Source organism: Lysobacter korlensis (assembly GCF_042434515.1).
The window spans coordinates 235560-257608 of sequence record NZ_JBHLTG010000002.1; the positions used below are offsets into that span (position 1 = coordinate 235560).

Genomic DNA, 22049 nt, shown 5'->3' on the forward strand with positions numbered 1-22049 from the left:
ATGTCTACTTTCACTTGCGCGGTGGGCCCGCGGCGGCGGGTGCTGTCTAGTCTTGTCCGAGCAGCTTGGAGAGATACCGCGCGACCGCACGCACGGCCGCCATGTTCGCCGGGTAATCCATCCGGGTGGGCCCGAGCACTCCGAGCTTCGCCACCCCGGAGGGTGAGGCGGAGTAGCCGCTCGCGAGCACGGACGCCTCGGACAGCCCGAACTCGGCGTTCTCACGTCCGATGCTCACGGACAGGCCGCTCTCGTCCAGATCCATCTCGCCGAACAGGCGCAGCAGCGTCACCTGCTCCTCGATGGCCTCGAGCACCGGATAGATGCTGCCGGTGAAGTCCTTCTCGGTGCGCACCAGATTCGCGGTGCCCGCCATCACGAGCTTGTCGGGGCGGCTGGCGCTGACCTGGTCGTGGAGGCTCTCCGCGATGCGTCGCACGAGCGCCTCGCGGCCGGGCGCGAACTGACCGGGCAGCCGGTCCAGCACCGACGCGGCCTCCACGAGCGGAGTGGCGCCGAGGCTGGCGTTCAGCTTCGCGCGGATCTCGCCGAGCAGCTCGTCGTCGACCGGTCCCCCGCTGTCGATGACCCGCTGATCGACGTTGCCGTTGTCCGTGATGAGCACCGTCAGCAGGCGCGAGTCGCTGAGACGGACCAGCTCCACGTGCCGCACCAGCGACCGGGTGCTGGTCGGATACTGCAGCAGCGCCACCTGATTCGTGAGGGTGGAGAGCAGCCGCACCGTGCGGCCGAGCACCTCGTCGAGGTCGTCGGCCTTGCCGAGGAACGTCTCGATCGCCTGCCGCTGGGCGGCGGTGAGCGGCCGGCGGTCGGCGAGCTGGTCCACGAAGACCCGGTACCCCTTGTCGGTCGGCACCCGGCCCGACGAGGTATGGGGCGTGGCGATCAGCTCCTCTTCCTCGAGGACCGCCATGTCGTTCCGGATGGTGGCGGCGGACACCCCGAAGCCGTGCCGCTCGACGATCGACTTCGAGCCCACGGGCTCGCGGGACGCGATGTAGTCCTGCACGATCACCCGGAGCACCTCCAGGCTTCGCTCCGACGCCATCCTGCCCATCCTCTCGTCGGCATTCGGCCTTCCGTTGGCACTCTCTCGAATGCAGTGCCAATTCTACGGGACAGCCCGGGAAACACGGGACGTGAAACCCATTGCAGGCGGGACACGCCGGGCGCTACTTTGTGGGAACAATCCGAAAGGCGAACACAGAAATGACCTCTTCCGCTGCCCCTACTGCAGCCCCCCTGTCCGAGTCGGAAGACCGGCAGTGGGCCTCCTTCGCCCACCTGGGCGGCATCCTGGGCTTCCTCCCGTCCCTGATCATCTGGCTGGTGTTCAAGGACCGTGGCGCGTTCACCAACCGTGAGGCGAAGGAGGCGCTCAACTTCCAGATCACCGCTGCCATCGCCTACATCGCGCTGCTGATCCTGACGACCATCCTCAGCGTGGTGACCTTCGGCATCTTCGGGCTGATCGCACCGCTGCTCTACCTGGCGCTGTGGGCCGGTGTGATCGTGTTCTCGATCCTCGGCTTCCTCAAGGCGAAGGACGGCGTCCCGTACCGCTACCCGGTCGCACTCCGGCTGATCAAATAGCAGATCCGCCTGATGGTTCTCGGGGAGTCGCGTTCCGGCGCGGCTCCCCTTCCGCTTTAATCGGCGGCATGACCGACGCACCTCCTCCTCCGCCGCAGACGCCCTATTCGACCGTTCAGCCGCTGAGCCCCAGCGACGAGAAGCTCTGGTCGACGCTGACGCACATCGGCGGCATCTTCTTCAGCGTGCTCGCACCGCTCATCACCTACCTGGTGTTCAAGGACCGCGGCGCGTTCGTCCGCCACCACACCGCGCAGGCCCTGAACTTCCAGATCACCCTGCTGATCGCCTACGTGGTGAGCTCCATCCTGTTCTTCGTGATCATCGGCTTCTTCCTGATCGTCGTGGTGGCGATCATCGGGATCGTGTTCCCGATCCTCGCGGCCGTCGCGGCGAACAAGGGCGAGTGGTACCGCTACCCGGTCGCCATCCCGATGGTCAAGTGACCCGATCGTCCGACTCACAGCTGGAGCTGTGACCTCGGGGCGGGACGGCGACTCCCGCCCGGACGGCGCAGCTCCGGCTAGGTCGCGTGTAGAGGGCGCTCAGTCGACGAGGCGGCGGACCACCGCGTCGGCGAGGAGGCGGCCGCGGAGGGTCAGCACGACGCGGCCGCGGAGAGCGTCGGCAGGCTCGGCCAGACCGTCGGCGATGAGGCCGGCGACCTCGGGACGCTTTTCACCCGCCAGCTCGTCCAGCGGCAGCCCGTCTTGCAGCCGGACCAGCAGCAGCACCCGCTCCAGACGCCGGGTGGCCTCGTCGAGCGTCTCCCGGCCGGCCGCAGGCGAGTGTCCGTGCCGGATCCGGTCGGCGTACGCCGCGGGATGCTTCACGTTCCACCAGCGCACCCCGCCGACATGGCTGTGCGCTCCCGGCCCGATCCCCCACCAGTCCCCGCCGGTCCAGTAGGCGAGGTTGTGGCGCGATCGGTGCACCCGCGAGGCGCCGTCGCCGTCTCGGCGTGCCCAGTTGCTCACCTCGTACCAGTCGTAGCCGGCCTCGCCGAGCAGCCGATCGGCCAGCTCGTACATGTCCGCCTGTAGCTCGTCGTCCGGCTCCGCGACCTCACCGCGACGGATCTGCCGGGCGAGCCTCGTGCCGGGCTCGACGATCAGCGCGTAGGCCGACACATGGTCCGGGCGCTGCGCGAGCACCGCACGCAGCGACGTCTCCCAGTCGTCCAGTGTCTCACCAGGGGTTCCGTAGATGAGGTCGAGGCTGACCTCGAGCCCCGCCTGCCGCGCCCATGCCACCACGAGCGGGATGCGCAGCGGATCGTGGGTTCGCTCCAGCGTGGCGAGCACCGACGGCACGGCCGACTGCATGCCGAAGGAGACCCGGGTGAAGCCGTTCGCCGCAAGCTCTGCGAGGTACTCGGCGTCCACGGAGTCCGGATTCGCCTCGGTCGTCACCTCCGCGCCGTCGACGATGCCCCATGTGCCGTGCACCGCATCCAGCATCGCCGCGAGCTGGGCCGCCGGCAGCAGAGTCGGCGTGCCCCCGCCGAAGAAGACGGTCGACACCGGCCGGGCCGGAAGGCGCGCGAGCGTCCGCCCCGCCAGTGCGATCTCCTCGATGGCCTGCGACGCGTAGTCGGCGCGCTTCGCGCCGCGGAGCTCGTCGGCGGTGTACGTGTTGAAGTCGCAGTAGCCGCACCGCACCCGGCAGAACGGCACGTGCAGGTACACCCCGAAGCTCCGGGTTTCCGCTCCTTCCGCCGCGGAGGCGGGGAGCAGGCCGTCCAGCGGGGCGGGATCAGCCAGCGGCAGCGCGCTCGGCATCGGGGATCGCAGGCGTCTGGTCGGCGGCCTTCGGGATGGGCCCGCTCAGCGCCCGCAGGTAGCGCGCCGTGATCCGCGCCTGCACGATCCGCAGCAGAGGCGACGCCAGCCACCAGCCGAATCCCGCGGGGCGGAAGAACGCCCTGACTGTGAGCCAGACGGAGCCGTCCTCCTCCTGCTCGACGAGGAACGCCTCCTCGCCGCGCGAAGGGTGTCCGGGGAGCGTGCCGCAGGCGAACCCCTTGCAGGCCGGATCGTCGACGACGTAGATGACCCGAACCGGGCACTCGAAGGTGATCGGGCCGGCCGGCAGACGCAGCGTCGCGCTGTCCCCGGGCTTCAGCAGCGCGGTCCCGTCCGGGCCGATGGCGAGGGCGTCTCGGTCGCCGCCCGCGGGCACGACGGGGATGCCTTTCGTGTTGAACCCGACCGCGACGTAGGTGCCGTCAGTGACCTCCGCGGGCGAGGCCTCCAGTTCCACGTCGAAGCCGCTGCGCTTGTGGATGCCCCAGCCCAGCGCCGTGGCGGTCGCGTGGGCGAACCGGGCGTCGCCGTGGCCGATCCGTGCGCGGCGCACGAGCGGACGGTATCCGCGCGGCGGGTACTCGACCAGGTCCTCCGCCTGCGTGCCGCCGACCGACGCGTAGGTGACCCGGCGCTCCCAGAGCGGCAAGCCCGCGGTCATTTCGCCTTCTCCGTGTCGCCCGACAGCGCGGCGATGAACGCCTCTTGGGGAACTTCCACGCGACCGACCATCTTCATGCGCTTCTTCCCCTCCTTCTGCTTCTCGAGCAGCTTCCGCTTCCGCGTGATGTCACCGCCGTAGCACTTGGCTAGCACGTCTTTGCGCATTGCGCGGATCGACTCGCGGGCGATGATGCGAGCGCCGATGGCGGCCTGGATCGGAACTTCGAACTGCTGACGTGGGATGAGCTCCCGCAGACGGCCGGTCATGAGCACTCCGTAGGCGTACGCCTTGTCCTTGTGCACGATGGCGCTGAACGCGTCGACCTGCTCGCCCTGGAGCAGGATGTCGACCTTCACGAGGTCGGCCTCCTGCTCGCCCGCGGGCTCGTAGTCGAGGCTCGCGTAGCCCTGGGTGCGGCTCTTCAGCTGGTCGAAGAAGTCGAAGACGATCTCGCCGAGCGGGATGGTGTAGTGCAGCTCGACCCGGTCCTCGCCGAGGTACTCCATCTTCTGCATCGAACCGCGACGGCCCTGGCAGAGATCCATGACCGTGCCGACGTAGTCCTTCGGCGTGAGGATCGACGCGCGGACCACCGGCTCGTGCACGCTGGCGATCTTGCCGGCAGGGAACTCGCTCGGGTTCGTCACCGTGACGGTCTTCTTGTCCTCGGTGGTGACCTGATAGACGACGCTCGGGGCCGTGGTGATCAGGTCGATGTCGAACTCGCGACGCAGCCGCTCCGTCACGATCTCCAGGTGCAGCAGGCCGAGGAAGCCGCAGCGGAACCCGAAGCCAAGCGCGACCGAGGTCTCCGGCTCGTAGACCAGCGCCGCATCCGACAGCTTGAGCTTGTCGAGCGCCTCGCGGAGATCCGGGTAGTCGCCGCCGTCGATCGGGTACAGACCGGAGAACACCATCGGCTTCGGCTCGGTGTAGCCGGGCAGCGCATCCGCCGCCGGCTTCGCGGCGTTCGTCACCGTGTCGCCGACCTTCGACTGGCGCACGTCCTTCACACCGGTGATCAGGTAGCCGACCTCACCGACGCCGAGCCCCTTGGTGGGGGCGGGCTCCGGCGCGCTGACGCCGATCTCGAGCAGCTCGTGGGTGGCCCGGGTCGACATCATCTGGATCCGCTCGCGCGGGCTCAGCTTGCCGTCGATCATCCGCACGTATGTGACGACGCCGCGGTAGCTGTCGTACACGGAGTCGAAGATCATCGCGCGGGCGGGCGCCGCCGGGTCGCCCGTCGGGGCGGGGATGGTGCGCACCACGGTGTCGAGCAGCTCCTCGACCCCCATGCCGGTCTTTCCGCTGACACGGAGCACGTCATCCGGGTCGCCGCCGATCAGGCTCGCGAGCTCACGCGCGTACTTGTCCGGCTCCGCTGCGGGCAGGTCGATCTTGTTCAGCACCGGGATGATGGCGAGATCGTTCTCCAGCGCCAGGTACAGGTTCGCGAGCGTCTGCGCCTCGATGCCCTGCGCCGCGTCGACGAGCAGGATGGCGCCTTCGCACGCGGCGAGGCTGCGGGACACCTCGTAGGTGAAGTCGACGTGCCCCGGGGTGTCGATCATGTTCAGGGCGTAGGTCTCCGCCGCCCCCTGGGCTGAGCCGAGCGACCACGGCATCCGGACCGCCTGGCTCTTGATCGTGATGCCGCGCTCGCGCTCGATGTCCATGCGGTCGAGGTACTGAGCCCGCATGTCGCGGTCGGAGACGACCCCGGTGATCTGGAGCATGCGGTCGGCGAGGGTCGACTTGCCGTGGTCGATGTGCGCGATGATGCAGAAGTTCCGGATTCGCGCGGGATCGGTCGCGGCAGGCTCGAGGGCGTGCACAGCTCGTGGGGACATTCCCACAATTCTCCCATAACGCTTGTTCTCCGCTGTGCGCTGTGCTCTCGTGGCGAACACACCGTTACCATCACGTCATGTCGCCGTCCGTCGTCCTCGTGCACGGGATCCGGACGTCGTCGTCGATGTGGCGCAGGCAGGTGCGCTTCCTCGAGGCGCGCGGACACCGGGTGCTCGCTCCCGACCTGCCCGGCCACGGCGCCCGGATGGACGAGCGGTTCACCCTGGAGGGGGCGATCGACACCATCTCGGATGCGGTGGATTCGCTCGGGGACGACGTGCTGCTCGTCGGGTTCTCGCTCGGTGCGTATCTCAGCGTCCACTACGCGGGCACCGGCGACCGGCCGATCCGTGGCCTGATCGCGGCGAGCTGCAGCACGCAGGCGTATCCGGTGATCCTGTGGGGGTACCGGATGGTCGCGGCGGGCATCCACCGCTTCCCCGACCGTGGCCAGTGGCTCAACGACTGGGCTGTGCGCACCTTCATCCGGTATCCGGGGAGTCCGGATGACGTGCTGCGCGGCGGCACGGCGCTCGAGGTGATGGACGACGTGCTGCGCGAGCTGCGCAAGCTCGACACGCGCGCCTCGCTCGCCAGGATCGAGCAGCCGGTGTGGCTCGTCAACGGCTCGCTCGACCACTTCCGCATCCAGGAGCGGGCGTTCGCGCGGCAGCTCAAGCGCGGCACCGTGGTCCGTCTGCAGGGGGCCAACCACATGGTGAGCCTCACCCGCCCGACCCAGTTCAACCGCCTCCTCGCCGACGCCATCGACCAGCTCTCGCCCGAGTCGCGGACTTCGCACACGACACGCCGCCGACTCGCGTCCGAAGTCCGCGACTCGAGCAAGTTGGAGACCTGGTAAAGTTTCCTGTTGGCTTGCGTGTGGATCGCCGCACGAACTCGCCGCAGGCGCCCTCTTCCGCCGGGCGGCATACCCTTCCCTGATCGATCAGAAAGACGAAACTTCGTGGCAAACATCAAGTCGCAGCTCAAGCGCATCAAGACCAACGAGAAGGCGCACGAGCGCAACAAGGCCGTCAAGAGCGAGCTCAAGACCGCCATCCGCTCCACCAAGGCCGCCATCGCCGCCGGTGACCAGGAGAAGGCGGCCAAGGCGCTCGCCGTCGCCGCCAAGAAGCTCGACAAGGCAGCCAGCAAGGGCGTCATCCACAAGAACCAGGCCGCGAACCGCAAGTCGGCCATCGCGAAGCAGGTCGGCGCGCTCTGACCTGAGCCGAAGCACTACCCGCCTCAGCGAACACGGGCCAGCAGAAGGGTCAGGCGCGGCCGCGGGCGCTGACCGCGACGACGAGGCGCTCGAGCGCGTAGACCGGATCGCGGCCGCCGCCCTTCACCTGTGCGTCGGCCTCCGCCACGGACTCGATCGAGCGGCCGAGACCCTCCTCGGTCCAGCCCTGCAGGTCGCGACGCGCCCGGTCGACCTGCCACGGCGCGAGGCCGTACTTCGACGCGACCGCGTTCGATGCGCCGCGCGCGCCTGACACCTTCGCCATCGTGCGCAGCTTCGAGGCGAATGCCGCCACCATCGGCACCGGGTCCGCCCCGGACGCGAGGGCGTGCCGGAGGAGCACGAGCGCCTCCCCGCGCCGGCCGGCGATCGCCGCGTCGGCCACCTGGAACGAGTTCGTCTCCACCCGGCCGCCGTAGTATTTCGCCACGGTCTGCTCGGTGATCTGCTCCCCGGTGTCCGCGAGCAGCTGCTGGCACGCCGCGGCGAGCTCGGCGAGGTCGTCGGAGAACGCGGAGACCACCGCTCGCAGGGCCCCGGGGGTGATCCGCCGCTTCGCCGCGCTGAACTCCGCGGCGGCGAAGTCGTATTTCTCCGCGTCCTTCTTCAGCTCGGCGCACACGATCTCGATTCCGCCGCCGGTTCCGGCCCGGATCGCGTCGAGAAGCTTCTTGCCGCGCACTCCCCCGCCGTGACGGAGCACCAGGTAGGTGTCGTCTGCGGGCGACTCGAGGTACGACAGCGCGTCGGCGAGGAACGCGTCCGTGCACTTCTCGACCGCCGACACGCGCAGCAGGCGCGGCTCGCCGAACAGCGATGGGCTGGCGAGGGTCAGCAGCTCGCCCGGCGCGTAGCCGTCGGCCTCGAGGTCGTGCACCTCGAGGCTCGGGTCCTCGGCCTTCAGCAGGTCGCGCAGCGACCGGATGCTCCGCTCGGCGAGGAACGTCTCCGGACCCGTGACGAGCACCACAGGCGCCGGACGGATGCCGTCCCAGCCGAGCTGCGGGATCACCGGACGCGAGGCTCTGCTCGCCGTCCCCTTGCTCGCCGCTGCCGCTCTGGCCACGCGCACCTCCGGTTCGGGGCCTCGCCCCGTCGTCAAGCTTAAGCAGTTCCCCTGTCACGCGACGCTCATCGGCCGCCCCGCTCGGTCCACACCTCCAGCACGCCGTCCCGGTTCTCGGCGACGAGGACCAGGCCGTGCCGGTCACTGCGGAACACCTCCGTGCCCACGCCACCGAGGATGCCGAGCACCCGCGCCGTGGGATGCCCGTATCGGTTCTCCCCAACGCCGACCAACCCGAGCTCGGCGGACAGCCGCCGGTAGAGTGCGGCGCTCTGATCGGCGGAGCCGTGATGGCTGACCTTCACAAGCTCGACCTCGGGCACCGGTCCGGCCCGTGCCATGGCGTCCTGCGCAGCCTCGCCGAGGTCGCCCAGCAGCACCGCGCTCACGCAGCCGTCGGCGCAGTCGCCGAGCGGGATCAGCTCGAGGACGACGCTCGACTCGTTCCCCGGCTCGAACGGCGAGCGGACCGGCGGCCAGAGCACCCGCCACCGGGTGCGGCCGAACACGCCGGTCCGCCCCAGCGACACCTGGACCACCTCCGCCCCGGCCTCCCGGAAGCCGGCGACGAGCCGCTCGTCCTCCGCGGCTGCCGTCGGGCCGATGAGCAGCCGGCCCACCCGCCCGGACAGCGCGCCGGCGCCACCCACGTGGTCGAGGTCGAAGTGCGTCAGAACCAGCAGATCGACCGAGCCCACCCCGAGGGTCCGCAGGCAATCGGCCATGCTCTTCGCATCCCGGCCGGTGTCCACGACGGCGACCTTCCCTGCGCTGCGCACCACCAGCGCGTCGCCCTGCCCGACATCGCAGAGTGCGTACAGCCAGTTCGCGGGCCGGCCCGCAGCGGCGACCAGCGGTCCGCCGAGAGCCGCGCCGGCGGCGCCGGCGACGAGGAGCGCACTGAGGGCCGCGGCGACGCGCCGGGCTCTGCCGGGCCGCGCGAGCACCGCGAAGAGCGTCAGCGCGGTCGCCGTCGAAAGCACGAGCAGGCCCGGCCAGCCGGGCAGCCAGTCCACCCTCGCGCCGGGGGTGTCGGCCGTCACCCGCGCCACCCCGGCGATCCATGAGGCGGGGATCCAGGCGAGCTGCGTGAGGGCCGCGCCGACCGGCTGGACCAGTGGCAGGAGGATGCAGCCGGCGAGCCCGACGATCGTGGCGACCGGAGCGGCGATGCCGGCGAGCAGGTTCGCGGGCACCCCGTAGAGCGGCAGGGACGGATCGAGCAGCACCACGACTGGCGTGCAGACGAGTTGGGCGCTGAGCGGGACGGAAAGCAGCGCGGCGAGCGGCTGCGGCATCCACCGGCCGAGCACGGCGGCGAGCGGGCCTGCCAGCAGAAGCAGCGCGCCCGTGGCGAGCACGGACAGCAGGAATCCGAAGTCCCGCGACAGCCACGGGTCGGCGACCAGGAGCGCCAGCGCCGCGGCGGCGAGCACCGGCACGCCGCGGAACGGCCGGCCGCCGGCGAGGGAAGTGAGCACGATGCCGCCCATGACGGCCGCACGGACGACGCTCGGCTCAGGGGTCACGAGCACCACGAATGCACCGAGCGCCGCGAGCGCGGCCGCGACTCGGGCCGACCGGGGCAGCCGCAGCATCCCGCCGGCCATCAGCACCAGACCGACGACCACGGCGCAGTTGGCTCCGGATACCGCGGTGAGGTGGGTGAGCGACGCCGAGCGCATCGCATCCTCGAGACCCGAGTCCACCGCTGACGTGTCGCCGATCGCGAGCCCCGGCAGCAGCGCGCCGCCGTCTCCGCCCAGCCGTGTCGCCGCCGTGCGGAAGTCCTCCCGCAGATCCGCCGCCAGCTCCAGGCCCGCGGGCGGTCCGGTGCGCACCCGGATGTCGGCTCGGGCGAACAGCACGAACGCCGCGCCCTCACCCGGGTCGGCCCTGGCCACATCCGCCACAACGGCGAGCTCCGCCCCGGGCGCGGCGGCCGGGAGCGCGCCGACCAGCCGGACGGGCACGCCAGTGGTCCACGCCCGGTCGTCGACCGCGAGCTCGATCATGGTGCCCGCGGCACTGCGCGCGGAGCCGGGCTGCTCATCGAGCCGCACCATCGCCTCGACGACGGCGCCCTCCTCCACCAGCGCGACGAGGTCAGCCGGCGAACGACGCGCCTCATGCGCGGCGACGGCGACCGCGAGCAGCCCGACGGCGCCGAGGCACACGGTCAGGGCGGCAGCCCGTCTGAACGCCGCCAGTCCGGCGCAGAGCCAGGCGGGCACGGCCACCCACGCCGCCGAAGCGGGCGCACCGACGAGCAGCACCGCGGTCAGCCACGCCACCGCGGCGGGGACGGCGAGGCGGAGGTCGAGCCGCCCGAACGGACGCGCGACGGTGGCGACCGAGTGCGTCACGTCGTGACGAGGTCGGCGAGCGCGCTGAGCGTCTTGGCGCCGATGCCGGTCACATTGAGCAGATCGTCGACGCTCGAGAAGGGGCCGTGCTGCGTCCGCCACTCCACGATGCGTCCGGCGAGCTCTGGGCCGAGGCCCGGCAGGGTCTCGAGCTCCGCGGCGTCGGCGGTGTTGAGGTTGACGAGGCCGCCGCCGGCATCCGGCGGCACAGGCGGCTCCTCACCCACCACCGGCACATAGACCTGCTCACCGTCGGCGACCGCGCGGGCGAGGTTCAGCGCCGCCTGGTCAGCATCCGGCGCGAACCCGCCCGCCGCCGCGACGGCGTCCACGATCCGCTCGCCCTCGCTCAACTCGTAGAGCCCGGGTGCCGCCACGGCACCGAGCACGTGCACCAGGATCGGCGCATCGTTCGCACCCTCCGTCGTCGGCGCGGACCCGACGCTCTCCCCCTGCGCGACACCGGGGTCCCCGACGGCGCGGGGACCGCCGGGCGCGTTGAGGGTGAACGACAGCACGGCCGCCGCACCGGCGACCAGCAGCAGCACGATGGCGCCGCCGACCGTGGTGCGGAGGCGGGACGCCGCCCTGGCACCGTCAGTCCGAGCAGCCGACCGCGTCCCCATGCCAGGACGCTAGACGCGCGGCCCCGGCGGCCGGGGCGGGGGAAGGCACCTGTGGGCGGCTCAGCCCCGGGTCGCGATGTTGACGAGCCGCGGGGCCCGCACGATCACGTTGACGACCTCGCGGTCCCCGATCGCCCGCACCACACCGGCGGAGTCCCGCGCCAGCTTCTCGAGCTGCTCTGCGCTCACCTTCGGCGAGACCTCCACACGGTCGCGCACCTTGCCGTCGACCTGCAGGATCGCGGTCACCGACTCCTCGACCAGCAGGTGCGGGTCGGGCTTGCGCCACTGCACGTGCGCCACCGTGGGCGAGTAGCCGAGCTTCTCCCACATCTCCTCGGCCGTGTATGGCGCGAACAGGCTGAGCGCGATGGCGATGACCTCGGTCGCCTCACGCACCGCGGCGTCGCCGCCGCCCCGCCCGGAGTCGATCGTCTTGCGGGTGGCGTTGACGAGCTCCATGATCCGGGCGACCACGACGTTGAACTTGAACGACTCGATGAGTCCGGGGGCGTCGGCGAGGAACCGGTGCGTGTGGCGGCGGAGCGCGAGATCGCCGGTCTTCCACTCGACCGACGGGTCGCTCGTCACGTCGCCGGCGAGCCGCCAGGCGCGCGCCAGGAACTTCGCGGATCCTCCGGGCGACACGTCGGCCCAGTCGATATCGTCTTCCGGTGGCCCGGCGAACGCCATGGTGAGCCGGATGGCGTCGACGCCGTGCTCGTCGAGCTGGTCGCTCAGCCGCACCAGGTTGCCGCGGCTCTTGCTCATCGCCGAGCCGTTCATGAGAACCATGCCCTGGTTCAGCAGCGCACTGAACGGCTCGGTGAACGAGACGTAGCCGAGGTCGAACAGCACCTTGGTGATGAATCTGGCGTAGAGCAGGTGCAGGATCGCGTGCGTGACACCGCCGACGTACTGGTCGACCGGCGCCCACTTGTCCGCCTCCTTGACGTCGAAGGCCTGACCGTCATCGTTCGGCGACAGGAAGCGCAGGAAGTACCACGAGCTGTCGACGAAGGTGTCCATCGTGTCGGGGTCGCGTCGCACCGGGGAGCCGTCGATCGGGCTGGTGGTGTTCACCCACTCCTCGGCGGCGCCGAGCGGTGAGGCGCCCTTCGGCTGCAGGTCCAGCCCCTCCGTCGACGGCAGGGTTACCGGCAGCTGGTCCTCTGGCACCGGGATCAGCTCGCCTTCGGCACCATGCAGGATCGGGATGGGTGTGCCCCAGTAGCGCTGCCGGGAGATCAGCCAGTCGCGCAGCCGGTACGTCTTCGCGGCACGACCGGCTCCTCTGGACTGGAGCAGCTCGATCATCCGCTTGATCGCGTTCGACTTGCTGAGTCCGTCGAGCGGGCCGGAGTTGATCATCCGGCCGTCGCCGGCCAGCGCCTCCCCGGTCTCAGCCGGGTCGGTGCTCGGCAGGTCGGGCAGGATCGGCACGCCCTGCTCGTCCAGCTCGAGCACCGGGATCGCACCCGTGACCGGCGCGTTCGTGTCCACCACCACGCGGACGGGCAGCTCATACTTCCGCGCGAAGTCGAGGTCTCGCTGGTCGTGGGCGGGCACCGCCATGATCGCGCCGGAGCCGTAGTCGGCGAGCACGTAGTCCGCGGCCCAGATCGGCAGGCGCTCACCGTTGACGGGGTTGATCGCGAAGCGGCCGAGCGGGATGCCGGTCTTCTCACGGCCGGCGTCCTGCCGCTCGATCTCGGTCTCCTTCTGCACCTCCGTCAGGTACGCGCGGAAGGACTGCTGCACCTCCGGCGTGCTGCCGGCGACCAGCTCGGCCGCCAGCTCGGAGTCGGGCGCGACCACCATGAAGGTTGCGCCGTACAGGGTGTCCGGGCGCGTGGTGAAGACGGTGATCTTCTCATTCCGCCCCTCGACCTCGAAGTCGACCTCTGCGCCGACGGACCGCCCGATCCAGTTCCGCTGCATGCTCAGCACCTTGGCGGGCCAGTGGCCCTCCAGCTGCTTCAGATCGTCGAGCAGCCGGTCGGCGTATGCGGTGATCTTGAAGTACCACTGGGTCAGCTGCTTCTTGACCACGACGTTGTCGCAGCGCTCACAGCGGCCGTCGACGACCTGCTCGTTCGCGAGCACTGTCTGGTCGAACGGGCACCAGTTCACCCAGCTGGCCTTGCGATACGCGAGACCCTTCTCGTAGAGCTTCAGGAACAGCCACTGGTTCCACTTGTAGAACTCCGGGTCGCTCGTGTGCAGCACGCGGTCCCAGTCGAAGGATGCGGCGTAGCGGCGCATCGACTGCCGCTGCTGCGCGATGTTCTCGTAGGTCCACTTGCGCGGGTCGAGGCCGCGCTTGATCGCGGCGTTCTCCGCCGGCAGGCCGAACGAGTCCCAGCCGATGGGGTGCAGCACCCGGAAGCCCTGCTGCCGCCAGTACCTGGCGATGACGTCGCCGAGCGCGTATGCCTCGGCGTGGCCCATGTGCAGGTCGCCCGATGGGTACGGGAACATGTCGAGCACGTACTTGCGCGGACGCTTGTCGTCCGGATTCGAGGTGCTGAAGGGTTTCAGCTCGTCCCAGATCGGGAGCCACTTCTCCTGGATGCGCGAGACGTCGTACTCGGTCTCCTGCTCGGTGTGCTGTGCCACGGATCTCCTGGGGGTTGCTGCAGATTTCCGGTCGCGGCGCGGGGGCTGGGGCCGGACCCGATGTCCCAGACTAGTCGCCCGCCGCTTCCCGCTTCCGCCGCCGGAGGAAGCCCCGGAGAACGGCACCTGAACGACTGCCGACGGCAACTGGCAGGAGCCTGAAATTATTCCCCGGCGGGGGTGAGCGTTCGTAGCGTGAAGGCAACCCGGAACCCGCGTCGGCGCAGGCGCTCCCGAATCGAGGACCCATGATCGGACGCATCACACTGATCGGAGGCGCGGTCCTGGCTCTTGCCGGCGCGGCGCTGCTCGCCAGGCGCGCCGGCGACGACGAGCCGGCTCCGGAGGACGACCGCTGGCTCACCGTCACGGTCGCGGCGAGCCGGGAGGAGGTCGCCCCGAACGGCGCCCCGCCGCATCCGCTCGCGGAGCTCGGCGACCGGGTGGAGTGGCGCCTGGAGCCGGCCCCCGGAGACCGCGGCATCGAGCTGTCGGCGCGACCGCGTGCCGGTTTCGCCGGCGAACTGCGCGAGCTCGCGCACGGCCGGGACCCGCGGGAGACGGTGCGGATCGCGGTGCGCGAGTCGAAGCAGCTGATCGAAGCCGGCGAGGTGCTGCGGATCGATCCGCGACCCTCCGGCGCTCGCCCGCAGACTCCGGCCGGCGCGATCGTCGACACGGTGGTCCGGCGCTCACACGGGGAAGGTGTGCTGTGAACCCGCAACGGAACGGGAGGGAGAAGCGATGAAGGCGCTCTGCTGGACGGGGATCAACTCGCTGTCGGTGGAGACGGTCGACGATCCCGCCATTCTCAACGACCAGGACATGATCGTCCGGGTCTCCTCCACCGTGACGTGCGGATCTGATCTGCACCTGCTCGCCGGCTACGTGCCGGCGATGCGGGCGGGCGACATCCTCGGGCACGAGTTCCTCGGAGAGGTGGTCGAGATCGGAGCGGCCGTCACCAGGCACCAGGTCGGCGACCGGGTGGTCGTGTCGTCCTTCATCGCCTGCGGGCAGTGCTGGTACTGCCGCAACTCGCTGTTCTCGCTCTGCGACAACACCAATCCGCAGCCCGGCATTGCAGAGACCCTGTGGGGGGCCGCGACCGGCGGCTGCTTCGGCTACAGCCAGATCACCGGCGGGTTCGCCGGGTCCCACGCCCAGTTCGTGCGCGTGCCGTTCGCCGATGTCGGCGCCTTCCCGGTGCCGGAGTCGCTGACGGACGAGGAGGCCGTGTTCGCCTCGGACGCCGCGTCGACCGGCTGGATGGGCGCGGACCTCGGCGGGGTCGGTCCTGGCAGCACCGTGGCCGTCTGGGGCGCCGGCGGTGTCGGACAGATGGCCGCACGCGCCAGCATGCTGCTGGGCGCCGAGAAGGTGATCGTGATCGACCGGATCCCGGAGCGGCTGCAGCAGGTGCGTGACTGGATCGGGGCGGAGACCTTGGACTACTCGTCGACGGAGGTGCTTGCGGAGCTTCGCGAGTGGAGCGGCGGCCGCGGCCCCGACGTCTGCATCGAGGCGGTCGGCATGGAGGCGCACAGCACCCGCCCGGATTTCGCGTACGACCAGCTGAAGCTGCAGCTGCGCCTGCAGTCCGACCGGCCGACCGCGATCCGGGAGGCGATCCTCGCGGCGCGGAAAGGCGGCAGCGTCTTCGTGCTCGGCGTCTACGGCGGGTTCGTCGACAAATTCCCGCTCGGCGCCCTGATGAACAAGGGGCTCACGGTCCGGGGCGCGCAGATGCACGGGCAGCGCTACATCCCGATGCTGCTCGACCGGATGGTGGCCGGCGACCTCAAGACGGGGCACCTCGCGACGCACATCCTGCCGCTGTCGCAGGGACCGAAGGCGTACGACCTGTTCAAGAAGAAGGAGGACGGCTGCGTCCGGGTGGTGCTGAGACCCTGACCGCCCCGTCAGGTCGCGCCGAGGGCCGACAGCGGGGCGGCCGCCTTCAGCTTGACCTCGGCGAGCTCCTGCTCCGGGACCGACAGCGCCGTGATGCCGCCGCCGGCACCGACCGTCGCGACGCCGCCACTCATCACCACGGAGCGGATCACCATGGCCAGATCCGCGGTGCCGTCGAAACCGAGGTAGCCGAACACCCCCGAGTACACACCGCGGGGAGCCCGTTCGAGCTCCGCGAGGATCGACATGGCGCTCCGCTTCGGGGCGCCGGTCATCGACCCGGCGGGGAAGCAGGCGGCGACCGCATCCAGCGCGGTCTTCCCGCCGGCCAGCCGGCCGCGAACGGTGCTGACCAGCTGATGGACCTGCGGGTACGACTCCACCTCGAGCAGCCGCGAGACCTCCACCGATCCGAGCTCGCAGACCCGTGCCAGATCGTTCCGCATCAGGTCGACGATCATCAGGTTCTCGGCCTGCTCCTTGTCGCTCTCCGCGAGCTCCGACTTCAGTAGCGCATCGTCACCAGCGGTTCTCCCGCGGGGTCGCGTGCCCTTGATCGGGCTGGTGGAGACGACGCCATACCCGTCCACACCGAGGAACTGCTCCGGGGAGGCGCTCAGCAGGGCGGTGCGGCCGATCCGCAGCAGCCCGCCGTGGTGCGTCGGGCTGCCGGCACGCAGCCGCAGGTAGACGTCGAGCGGGTGCTCCCGGGTGCTCACCTCCGCCGCCGTGGTGAGGCAGAGCTGATACGCGTCGCCTCGGGCGATCGCCGCCTTGCAGGCCTCGACCTTCGCCAGGTAGTCCCCGTCGGTGTCGCGCCACCTCGCCGCCAGGGGCCACGCAGCCGGCGGGGCGGGCGGCGCAGCGGCATCCCGGGCCGCCGACAGGCGTTCCGTCAGCGAGGAGCGCCAGCGGTCCAGGTCCCCCGCCCAGCTGTCGCCGACCGCGAGGAGCGACACCTCCCGCGACGTCGCGTCGAATTCGAGAAGCCGGTCGACGACCAGCCATTCCCCGGCTGACGTGCCGGGAGCCTCGATCCGTCGGCCCGGTGCGGGGGCGGTCCACTCCCCCAGCTCGTACGCGAACCACCCGACCAGGCCGAGCGGGGCTCCGCGCCCGGATGGCGCAATTGCCCGTCCGCCGATCGCCGCGCGGGCCGCGTCGAGCAGCCCGGCGCCCCCATCGGCCTCCGGCCGAAGGGGCACCCCCGCGCCCATCCAGCTGCGACCGGACTCATCCGAGCTGTCCAGCCAGAAGCTGTCCTCGCGGTCGCGGAACAGCAGCGAGTATGCCCCGGCCGGGTCGATCCAGCCCGGCAGCCGGTGCCGCAGGGTGCCCGAACGCATAGCCTGAGCCTATGAGTTCGGAGAGCATCTTCCGCTGGCGCGACGGCGCCTTGGAAGAGCTGGACTACTGTGACATGGCCGACACCAGGGTGCTCGCCGCCGACTCCTGGTTCGTCGGTGCGGGGCGGGTGCGCGGCCTCGATCTTCACCGGGACCGGTTCCTGTCAGCCATCCCGGCTTCTCTGCGGGCGCAGCTCGCCGCCGAGGCGTTCTGGGACGCGTCGGTCGCCGGGCTGCCGCGCACCGGCGAGTGGTTCCCCCGGGTCGAGCTCCAGCTGCGGCTGCATACGCCGCTCCTCGTCTTCCGGCTCCGCACGGCCCCGCGAAGGACCCGATCCGTCCGTCTGGCGACCTACTCGGGACCGGATCCCCGCACCAAGCCGACGGTGAAGGGACCGGACCTGGAGCGTCTCGCCGCCGTGCGAACCTCGGTGCAGCCGTTGGGGGCGGACGAGGCGGTGCTGCTCTCGCCGGAGCGCTACGTGATCGAGGGCGCCTACAGCGCGCTGGCGTGGTGGCGCGGCGACCAGCTGGTGTTCCCCGACCCGGCGCTCGAACGGGTGGCCAGCGTCACGGCTCGCTCACTGCACGTGCTGGCGACCGCGCTGGGCGTGCGCGTCACGACGGAGTTCCTCCATCCGGAGGAGCTGGCAGGTCGTGAGGTGTGGGCGCTGAGTTCGCTCCACGGGGCGCGGATCGCGACCGAGTGGATCGATGGTCCCGCCCTCGCGGAGGAGGCGGGACGACTGGAGGCCTGGCGCCGGCGGCTGGACGCGATCGCCCGGCCGCTTCCGCCACAGCCGCCGCGGTGAGGATCAGGGTTTCCCCCGGTGCGGCAGCACTGGGGACGCCCTAGGCTCAAGCCGTGGTGAACGACATCCTCAGCTGGATCCTCGACACCATCGAGAGCGTCGACCCGGTGCTCCGCATCGTGCTCGCAGGACTTGCGATCATGCTCGAGACGTCGGTGCTGATCGGCCTCGTCGTGCCGGGTGACACGGTGGTGATCGTGGCGAGTCTGGCGACCCCCGACCCGCTGCAGAACCCGGCGCAATACCTCGGTCTCATCGCCGCGGTCGTGGTCGGCGCCCTCGCCGGGGAGAGCATCGGCTTCGCCCTCGGCCGCTACTTCGGCCCGAAGATCCGCGCTTCCCGAGTCGGCCGCCGCATCGGCGAGCGGAACTGGCGCCGAGCCGAGTATTTCCTCGATCGCCGCGGCGGGATCGCGGTGTTCATCTCCCGCTTCCTGCCGGTGCTCCACTCCCTGGTGCCGCTCACCGTCGGCATGAGCACCATGAGCTATCGCAAGTTCATCGCCTGGACGCTGCCCGCGTGCCTGCTCTGGGCGACCGCCTACGTCACCGTCGGTGCGACCGCCGGCGGCGTGACCCGGCGCCTGATCTCCGAGCAGCTCCACTGGGCCGGCTATGTATTCGTCGGCATCATCGCTGCATTCCTGGCGCTCGTGTGGGGCGTGAAGACCGTGCTCGCGAAGGTCTCCGAGCGCGACATGCTGGTGCCGGGCGACGGGGACGCCAACACCCGCGACTGACGGCGACGCGGTCCGGCGCGAGCAGGGGTGGCGCAGGCGGAGGGGTGCCCTCCGCCTGCGCCCGCGGAACGGGCCTCAGATCAGCCCGTTCTCCGTCAGCCAGGCCGTCGCGATATCGGCGGACGACTGCTGCTCCACGGTGCTCTGCACATTCAGCTCAACGAGCATCTCGGGGGTCATCGTGGCGCTCACCTCGTTGATCACGTCGGCGACCTGGTCCGCCACGTCCGCGTTCACCAGCGGCACGACGTTCGAGGCGAGGAACAGGCCCTCTGGATCCTCGAGCGTGACGAGGTCGTTCTCACCGATCCGCGGGTCCGCGCTGTACACGTTGGCGATGTTGATCTCACCCGCGAGCAGCGCCTCGACGGTGGTGTCACCGGTCGCCGAGAACTCGACGTCGACGCCGTAGACCTCCTGCAGACCGCTCGGGCCGTAGGGACGCTCCTCGAGCTCCGGTGCGCCGCCGAGGACGAGCCCGTCGACACCGGCGAGGTCGCCGAGGGTGGTCAGCGAGTGCTCCTCTGCGAACTCGGACGTGACGTTGTACGAGTCCTGGTCCGTGGCCGCCGACTGCTCGAGCACCGCGAGACCGTCGGGCAGCGCCTCCTCGAGCTCCGTGTAGACCTGGTCGGACTGGGTGGCCTCCGTGTCGGGCACGTAGTACTGCAGCAGGTTTCCCGTGTACTCGGGGAAGAGGTCCACCTCACCGTTCTCCAGCGCCGGCAGGTACGCCTCTCGCTGGCCGATGTTGAACTGGCGCTCCACCTCGATCCCGGCGTTCTCCAGTGCCTGAGCGTAGATCTCGGCGAGGATCTCGTTCGAGTAGTACGCCTGAGATCCGATGACGATGGCCTCCTCCGAGGAGCCGCCACCGGTCTCGGATGGCTCAGCGGGGGTCAGCGGATCCCCCTGGGCGCACCCTGAAAGGGCCAATGCCGCCCCGACCACGACTGCGCCAACGGCGAGCCGGCCTTTGTTCCTGACTGTGTTCATGACGAAATGCTTTCTTCTCGTGGTGCGGGGGTTCCCGCAGCCGGTCGGCGCCGGGTCGGCGCTCCCCGGACATCTGTGGCACGACCGGCCAGCGCGCCGCGCGGCACGGCGATGCGCTCGGCGACGGCGAGGAGACCTTCGAGCAGGAGGGCGAGCGCGATCACCAGCAGGGAGGCACCGAGGATCTGCTCGTACCGCCGCAGCTCCAGACCCTGCAGCAGCGGGTAGCCCAGTCCGCCGAGGTTGACGTAGCCGGCGAGCGTCACGGTTGCGACGACCTGGAGCACCGAGCTGCGCAGGCCTCCGATCAGCAACGGCAGCCCGAGGGGGATCTCCACCTTGGTCAGCACCTGCCACTGCGTCATCCCCATCGCGCGTGCCGCGTCGACGGTGGTCCGGTCGATCGCCTGGATCCCCGCGTACGCGCCCGCCAGCAGCGACGGGATGGCAAGCAGCACGAAAGCGATAACCGCGGCGGTGGCGCGTTCCATTCCCGTGACGCCGATCAGAAGCACCAGCAGCAGGATCAGGCCGAGGGAGGGCAGCGCACGCGCGGCGCCCGAGAATCCGACGGCGACCTCGCGTCCTCGGCCGGTGTGACCGATCAGGTAGCCGAGCGGAACCGCGATCACCGCCGCGAGAGCGACGGAGATGCCTGTGTAGAGCAGGTGCTCGCCGATCCGGACCGGGAGCGCGTTGCTCCCCACCAGGCGCTCCGGCGAGAACAGCCAGGCGAGCGCGTCGAGGAACAGGTTCACGGGGCGACCTCGATCCGCTGGGGTGCGCGTCTGGCGTCTGATCCTCTCGCCCACGGCATGAGCGCCCGGCCGAGGAGCACCAGCACCGCATCGAACAGCAGTGCCACGAGCATCGTGAGCAGCACCCCGGTGAAGATCTCCTCGAGGATGCGGCGCTCGAAGCCGTTGATGAAGAGGTACCCAAGGCTCTGCACGCCGATGAGCACGCCCACCGTCACGAGGCTCACCGTGCTGACGGCCGCCACCCGAAGCCCGGCGAGGATCACCGGACCGGCAAGCGGCAGCTCCACCGCCCAGAACCGCCGCCACGACGAGTAGCCCAGCGCCGTCGCGGACTGCCGCACGTCGCGATCGACCGCGTTGAGCGCGTCGCACACGGATCGCGACAGGAGGGCCAGGGCGTAGATGGAGAGGGCGATCGTGACATTGAGCTCGCTCAGGAAGCCGATGCCGAACAGCGCGGGAAGCAGCGGGAACAGCGCCAGCGAGGGTATCGCGTACAGGATCCCGGCCGTCGACAGCACCGCACCGCGGATCCTGCCGAAGCGGAAGGCCACCCAGCCGACGGGCAGGGCGACGGCCAGCCCGATGACGATGGGCGGCACGCTGAGCCGGATGTGCTGCACGGTGAGGGCCGCCAGCAGGTCCAGGTTGTCGAGCACCCAGTCCACTAGCCGGCCGTCGGTTCCGCCAGCACGCCGGCGGGTCGGCCGTCCGCGTCGATCAGGATCGGGCCGCCCGGCGTCTGCTGAAGCGTGAGCCGTCGCTTGCCGCGGTTGGTGCCGACGAAATCGGCCACGAAGTCGTTCGCGGGACTCGCCAGGATCTCCGCGGGCGTTCCGCGCTGCGCGATCCGGGCCGCGGCCTCGAGGATCACCACCTGATCGCCGAGGAGGAACGCCTCGTCGATGTCGTGCGTGACGAAGACGACCGTCTTGCCGAGCTCCCGCTGCAGCCGCAGCAGCTCGCGCTGCAGGTCGGCGCGGACGATCGGGTCGACCGCACCGAACGGCTCATCCATCAGCAGGATGTTCGGGTCGACGGCGAGCCCTCGAGCGACGCCGACCCGCTGCTGCTGGCCGCCGGACAGCTGGCTCGGATACCGGTCCGCGAGCGACCGGTCGAGGCCGACGGTGTCCATGAGCTCGAGCGCCCGGGCGCGGGCCTGACGCTTGGTCGTTCCCGACAGCAGCGGAACGGTCGCGATGTTGTCGAGGACCTTCCGGTGCGGGAGCAGCCCCGAATTCTGCAGCACGTACCCGATCCGACGGCGCAGCTGCACTGCGTCGACCCGTGAGACGTCCTCGCCGTCGATCTCGACCGCGCCGGTCGTGGGGTCCACCATCCGGTTGATCATCCGCAGCAGGGTGGTCTTGCCGCTGCCGGAGGAGCCGACCAGCACGGTGGTCTTGTGTGCGGGCAGGATCAGGCTGAACCGCTCGACGGCCGTGGTGCCGTCGGGGAACTGCTTGCTGACGTCGCGGAATTCGATCACTCGACCAGACGCATTCTCTTGTGCGGCGGCACGACGATCGCGCCAGGACTGGGATCAGCCAAACACTATTCGGTGCCGCCGACAATGCGGATGGGTGCCGCGCGCAGTCGGGATCCTGCCGGATC

21 protein-coding genes are annotated in these 22049 nt (G+C 70.4%); 8 read left to right on the forward strand and 13 right to left on the reverse strand.

Annotated elements, in window-relative coordinates; all coding sequences use genetic code 11:
- Positions 1-46: 46 nt before the first annotated feature.
- Positions 47-1069 (reverse strand): heat-inducible transcriptional repressor HrcA, encoded by a 1023-nt coding sequence (hrcA, locus tag ACFFGH_RS10310; protein ID WP_386667903.1) that lies wholly within the window; start codon positions 1067-1069, stop codon positions 47-49.
- A gap of 161 nt (positions 1070-1230) precedes the next feature.
- Here hrcA and ACFFGH_RS10315 point away from each other — a divergent pair, with 161 nt between their 5' ends.
- Positions 1231-1614 carry a DUF4870 domain-containing protein gene (locus ACFFGH_RS10315; RefSeq protein ID WP_386667905.1) on the forward strand — a complete coding sequence of 128 codons (384 nt, stop codon included), beginning with the start codon at positions 1231-1233 and terminating at the stop codon, positions 1612-1614.
- A gap of 68 nt (positions 1615-1682) precedes the next feature.
- Positions 1683-2060 carry a DUF4870 domain-containing protein gene (locus ACFFGH_RS10320; RefSeq protein ID WP_386667907.1) on the forward strand — a complete coding sequence of 126 codons (378 nt, stop codon included), beginning with the start codon at positions 1683-1685 and terminating at the stop codon, positions 2058-2060.
- A 99-nt stretch (positions 2061-2159) separates the two neighbouring features.
- Here ACFFGH_RS10320 and hemW read toward each other — a convergent pair whose 3' ends face one another.
- From hemW to lepA, 3 genes are read right to left on the reverse strand one after another with little or no spacing between them, the layout of a single operon-like run.
- Complete coding sequence (gene hemW, locus ACFFGH_RS10325; protein WP_386667909.1) at positions 2160-3395, reverse strand: radical SAM family heme chaperone HemW; 1236 nt, start codon at positions 3393-3395, stop codon at positions 2160-2162.
- A complete protein-coding gene (locus ACFFGH_RS10330) occupies positions 3370-4080 on the reverse strand; it encodes a DUF1990 domain-containing protein (protein ID WP_386667910.1) in 711 nt (236 codons plus the stop codon). The genes hemW and ACFFGH_RS10330 overlap by 26 nt, the downstream gene beginning before the upstream one ends.
- A complete protein-coding gene (gene lepA / locus ACFFGH_RS10335) occupies positions 4077-5936 on the reverse strand; it encodes a translation elongation factor 4 (protein WP_386667912.1) in 1860 nt (619 codons plus the stop codon). Before lepA ends, ACFFGH_RS10330 begins: the two co-directional genes overlap by 4 nt.
- 77 nt (positions 5937-6013) lie before the next feature.
- Here lepA and ACFFGH_RS10340 point away from each other — a divergent pair, with 77 nt between their 5' ends.
- Together ACFFGH_RS10340 and rpsT are read left to right on the forward strand one after the other, a co-directional pair.
- A complete protein-coding gene (locus ACFFGH_RS10340; protein ID WP_386667914.1) occupies positions 6014-6799 on the forward strand; it encodes an alpha/beta fold hydrolase in 786 nt (261 codons plus the stop codon).
- A 105-nt stretch (positions 6800-6904) separates the two neighbouring features.
- Complete coding sequence (gene rpsT, locus ACFFGH_RS10345) at positions 6905-7165, forward strand: 30S ribosomal protein S20 (protein ID WP_386667916.1); 261 nt, start codon at positions 6905-6907, stop codon at positions 7163-7165.
- A gap of 49 nt (positions 7166-7214) precedes the next feature.
- On the opposite strand, the gene holA is transcribed toward rpsT, so the two are convergent.
- The 4 genes from holA to leuS form a co-directional block, all read right to left on the reverse strand.
- Positions 7215-8252 carry a DNA polymerase III subunit delta gene (gene holA / locus ACFFGH_RS10350; RefSeq protein ID WP_386667918.1) on the reverse strand — a complete coding sequence of 346 codons (1038 nt, stop codon included), beginning with the start codon at positions 8250-8252 and terminating at the stop codon, positions 7215-7217.
- A 65-nt stretch (positions 8253-8317) separates the two neighbouring features.
- Positions 8318-10618 (reverse strand): ComEC/Rec2 family competence protein, encoded by a 2301-nt coding sequence (locus ACFFGH_RS10355; protein ID WP_386667919.1) that lies wholly within the window; start codon positions 10616-10618, stop codon positions 8318-8320.
- A complete protein-coding gene (locus ACFFGH_RS10360; RefSeq protein WP_386667920.1) occupies positions 10615-11244 on the reverse strand; it encodes a ComEA family DNA-binding protein in 630 nt (209 codons plus the stop codon). The genes ACFFGH_RS10355 and ACFFGH_RS10360 overlap by 4 nt, the downstream gene beginning before the upstream one ends.
- 60 nt (positions 11245-11304) lie before the next feature.
- A complete protein-coding gene (gene leuS / locus ACFFGH_RS10365) occupies positions 11305-13863 on the reverse strand; it encodes a leucine--tRNA ligase (protein ID WP_386667922.1) in 2559 nt (852 codons plus the stop codon).
- A 248-nt stretch (positions 13864-14111) separates the two neighbouring features.
- On the opposite strand from leuS, the gene ACFFGH_RS10370 reads away from it, so the two are divergent.
- Together ACFFGH_RS10370 and ACFFGH_RS10375 are read left to right on the forward strand one after the other, a co-directional pair.
- A complete protein-coding gene (locus ACFFGH_RS10370; RefSeq protein WP_386667924.1) occupies positions 14112-14579 on the forward strand; it encodes a hypothetical protein in 468 nt (155 codons plus the stop codon).
- A 28-nt stretch (positions 14580-14607) separates the two neighbouring features.
- Complete coding sequence (locus ACFFGH_RS10375; protein WP_386667926.1) at positions 14608-15777, forward strand: zinc-dependent alcohol dehydrogenase; 1170 nt, start codon at positions 14608-14610, stop codon at positions 15775-15777.
- An 8-nt stretch (positions 15778-15785) separates the two neighbouring features.
- Here the strand turns inward: ACFFGH_RS10375 and ACFFGH_RS10380 are convergent, their stop codons facing one another.
- On the reverse strand, positions 15786-17123 hold the full coding sequence (locus ACFFGH_RS10380; RefSeq protein WP_386667928.1) for an anthranilate synthase component I family protein: 1338 nt from the start codon (positions 17121-17123) through the stop codon (positions 15786-15788).
- Between the two features lie 11 nt (positions 17124-17134).
- Between ACFFGH_RS10380 and ACFFGH_RS10385 the strand changes: the two genes are divergently transcribed.
- The gene (locus tag ACFFGH_RS10385; RefSeq protein WP_386667930.1) at positions 17135-17935 is read left to right on the forward strand and encodes an aminotransferase class IV; all 801 of its coding nucleotides are present in this window, start codon (positions 17135-17137) and stop codon (positions 17933-17935) included.
- Between the two features lie 53 nt (positions 17936-17988).
- The gene (locus ACFFGH_RS10390; protein ID WP_386667932.1) at positions 17989-18675 is read left to right on the forward strand and encodes a DedA family protein; all 687 of its coding nucleotides are present in this window, start codon (positions 17989-17991) and stop codon (positions 18673-18675) included.
- A gap of 75 nt (positions 18676-18750) precedes the next feature.
- Here the strand turns inward: ACFFGH_RS10390 and ACFFGH_RS10395 are convergent, their stop codons facing one another.
- The 4 genes from ACFFGH_RS10395 to ACFFGH_RS10410 are packed head-to-tail and all read right to left on the reverse strand — an operon-like array spanning position 18751 to position 21924.
- Positions 18751-19671 carry an ABC transporter substrate-binding protein gene (locus tag ACFFGH_RS10395; RefSeq protein WP_386667933.1) on the reverse strand — a complete coding sequence of 307 codons (921 nt, stop codon included), beginning with the start codon at positions 19669-19671 and terminating at the stop codon, positions 18751-18753.
- Positions 19668-20429 (reverse strand): ABC transporter permease, encoded by a 762-nt coding sequence (locus tag ACFFGH_RS10400; RefSeq protein ID WP_386667935.1) that lies wholly within the window; start codon positions 20427-20429, stop codon positions 19668-19670. The genes ACFFGH_RS10395 and ACFFGH_RS10400 overlap by 4 nt, the downstream gene beginning before the upstream one ends.
- On the reverse strand, positions 20426-21100 hold the full coding sequence (locus ACFFGH_RS10405) for an ABC transporter permease (protein ID WP_386667936.1): 675 nt from the start codon (positions 21098-21100) through the stop codon (positions 20426-20428). Before ACFFGH_RS10405 ends, ACFFGH_RS10400 begins: the two co-directional genes overlap by 4 nt.
- Complete coding sequence (locus ACFFGH_RS10410) at positions 21100-21924, reverse strand: ABC transporter ATP-binding protein (RefSeq protein WP_386667938.1); 825 nt, start codon at positions 21922-21924, stop codon at positions 21100-21102. Before ACFFGH_RS10410 ends, ACFFGH_RS10405 begins: the two co-directional genes overlap by 1 nt.
- Between the last annotated feature and the right edge of the window lie 125 nt (positions 21925-22049).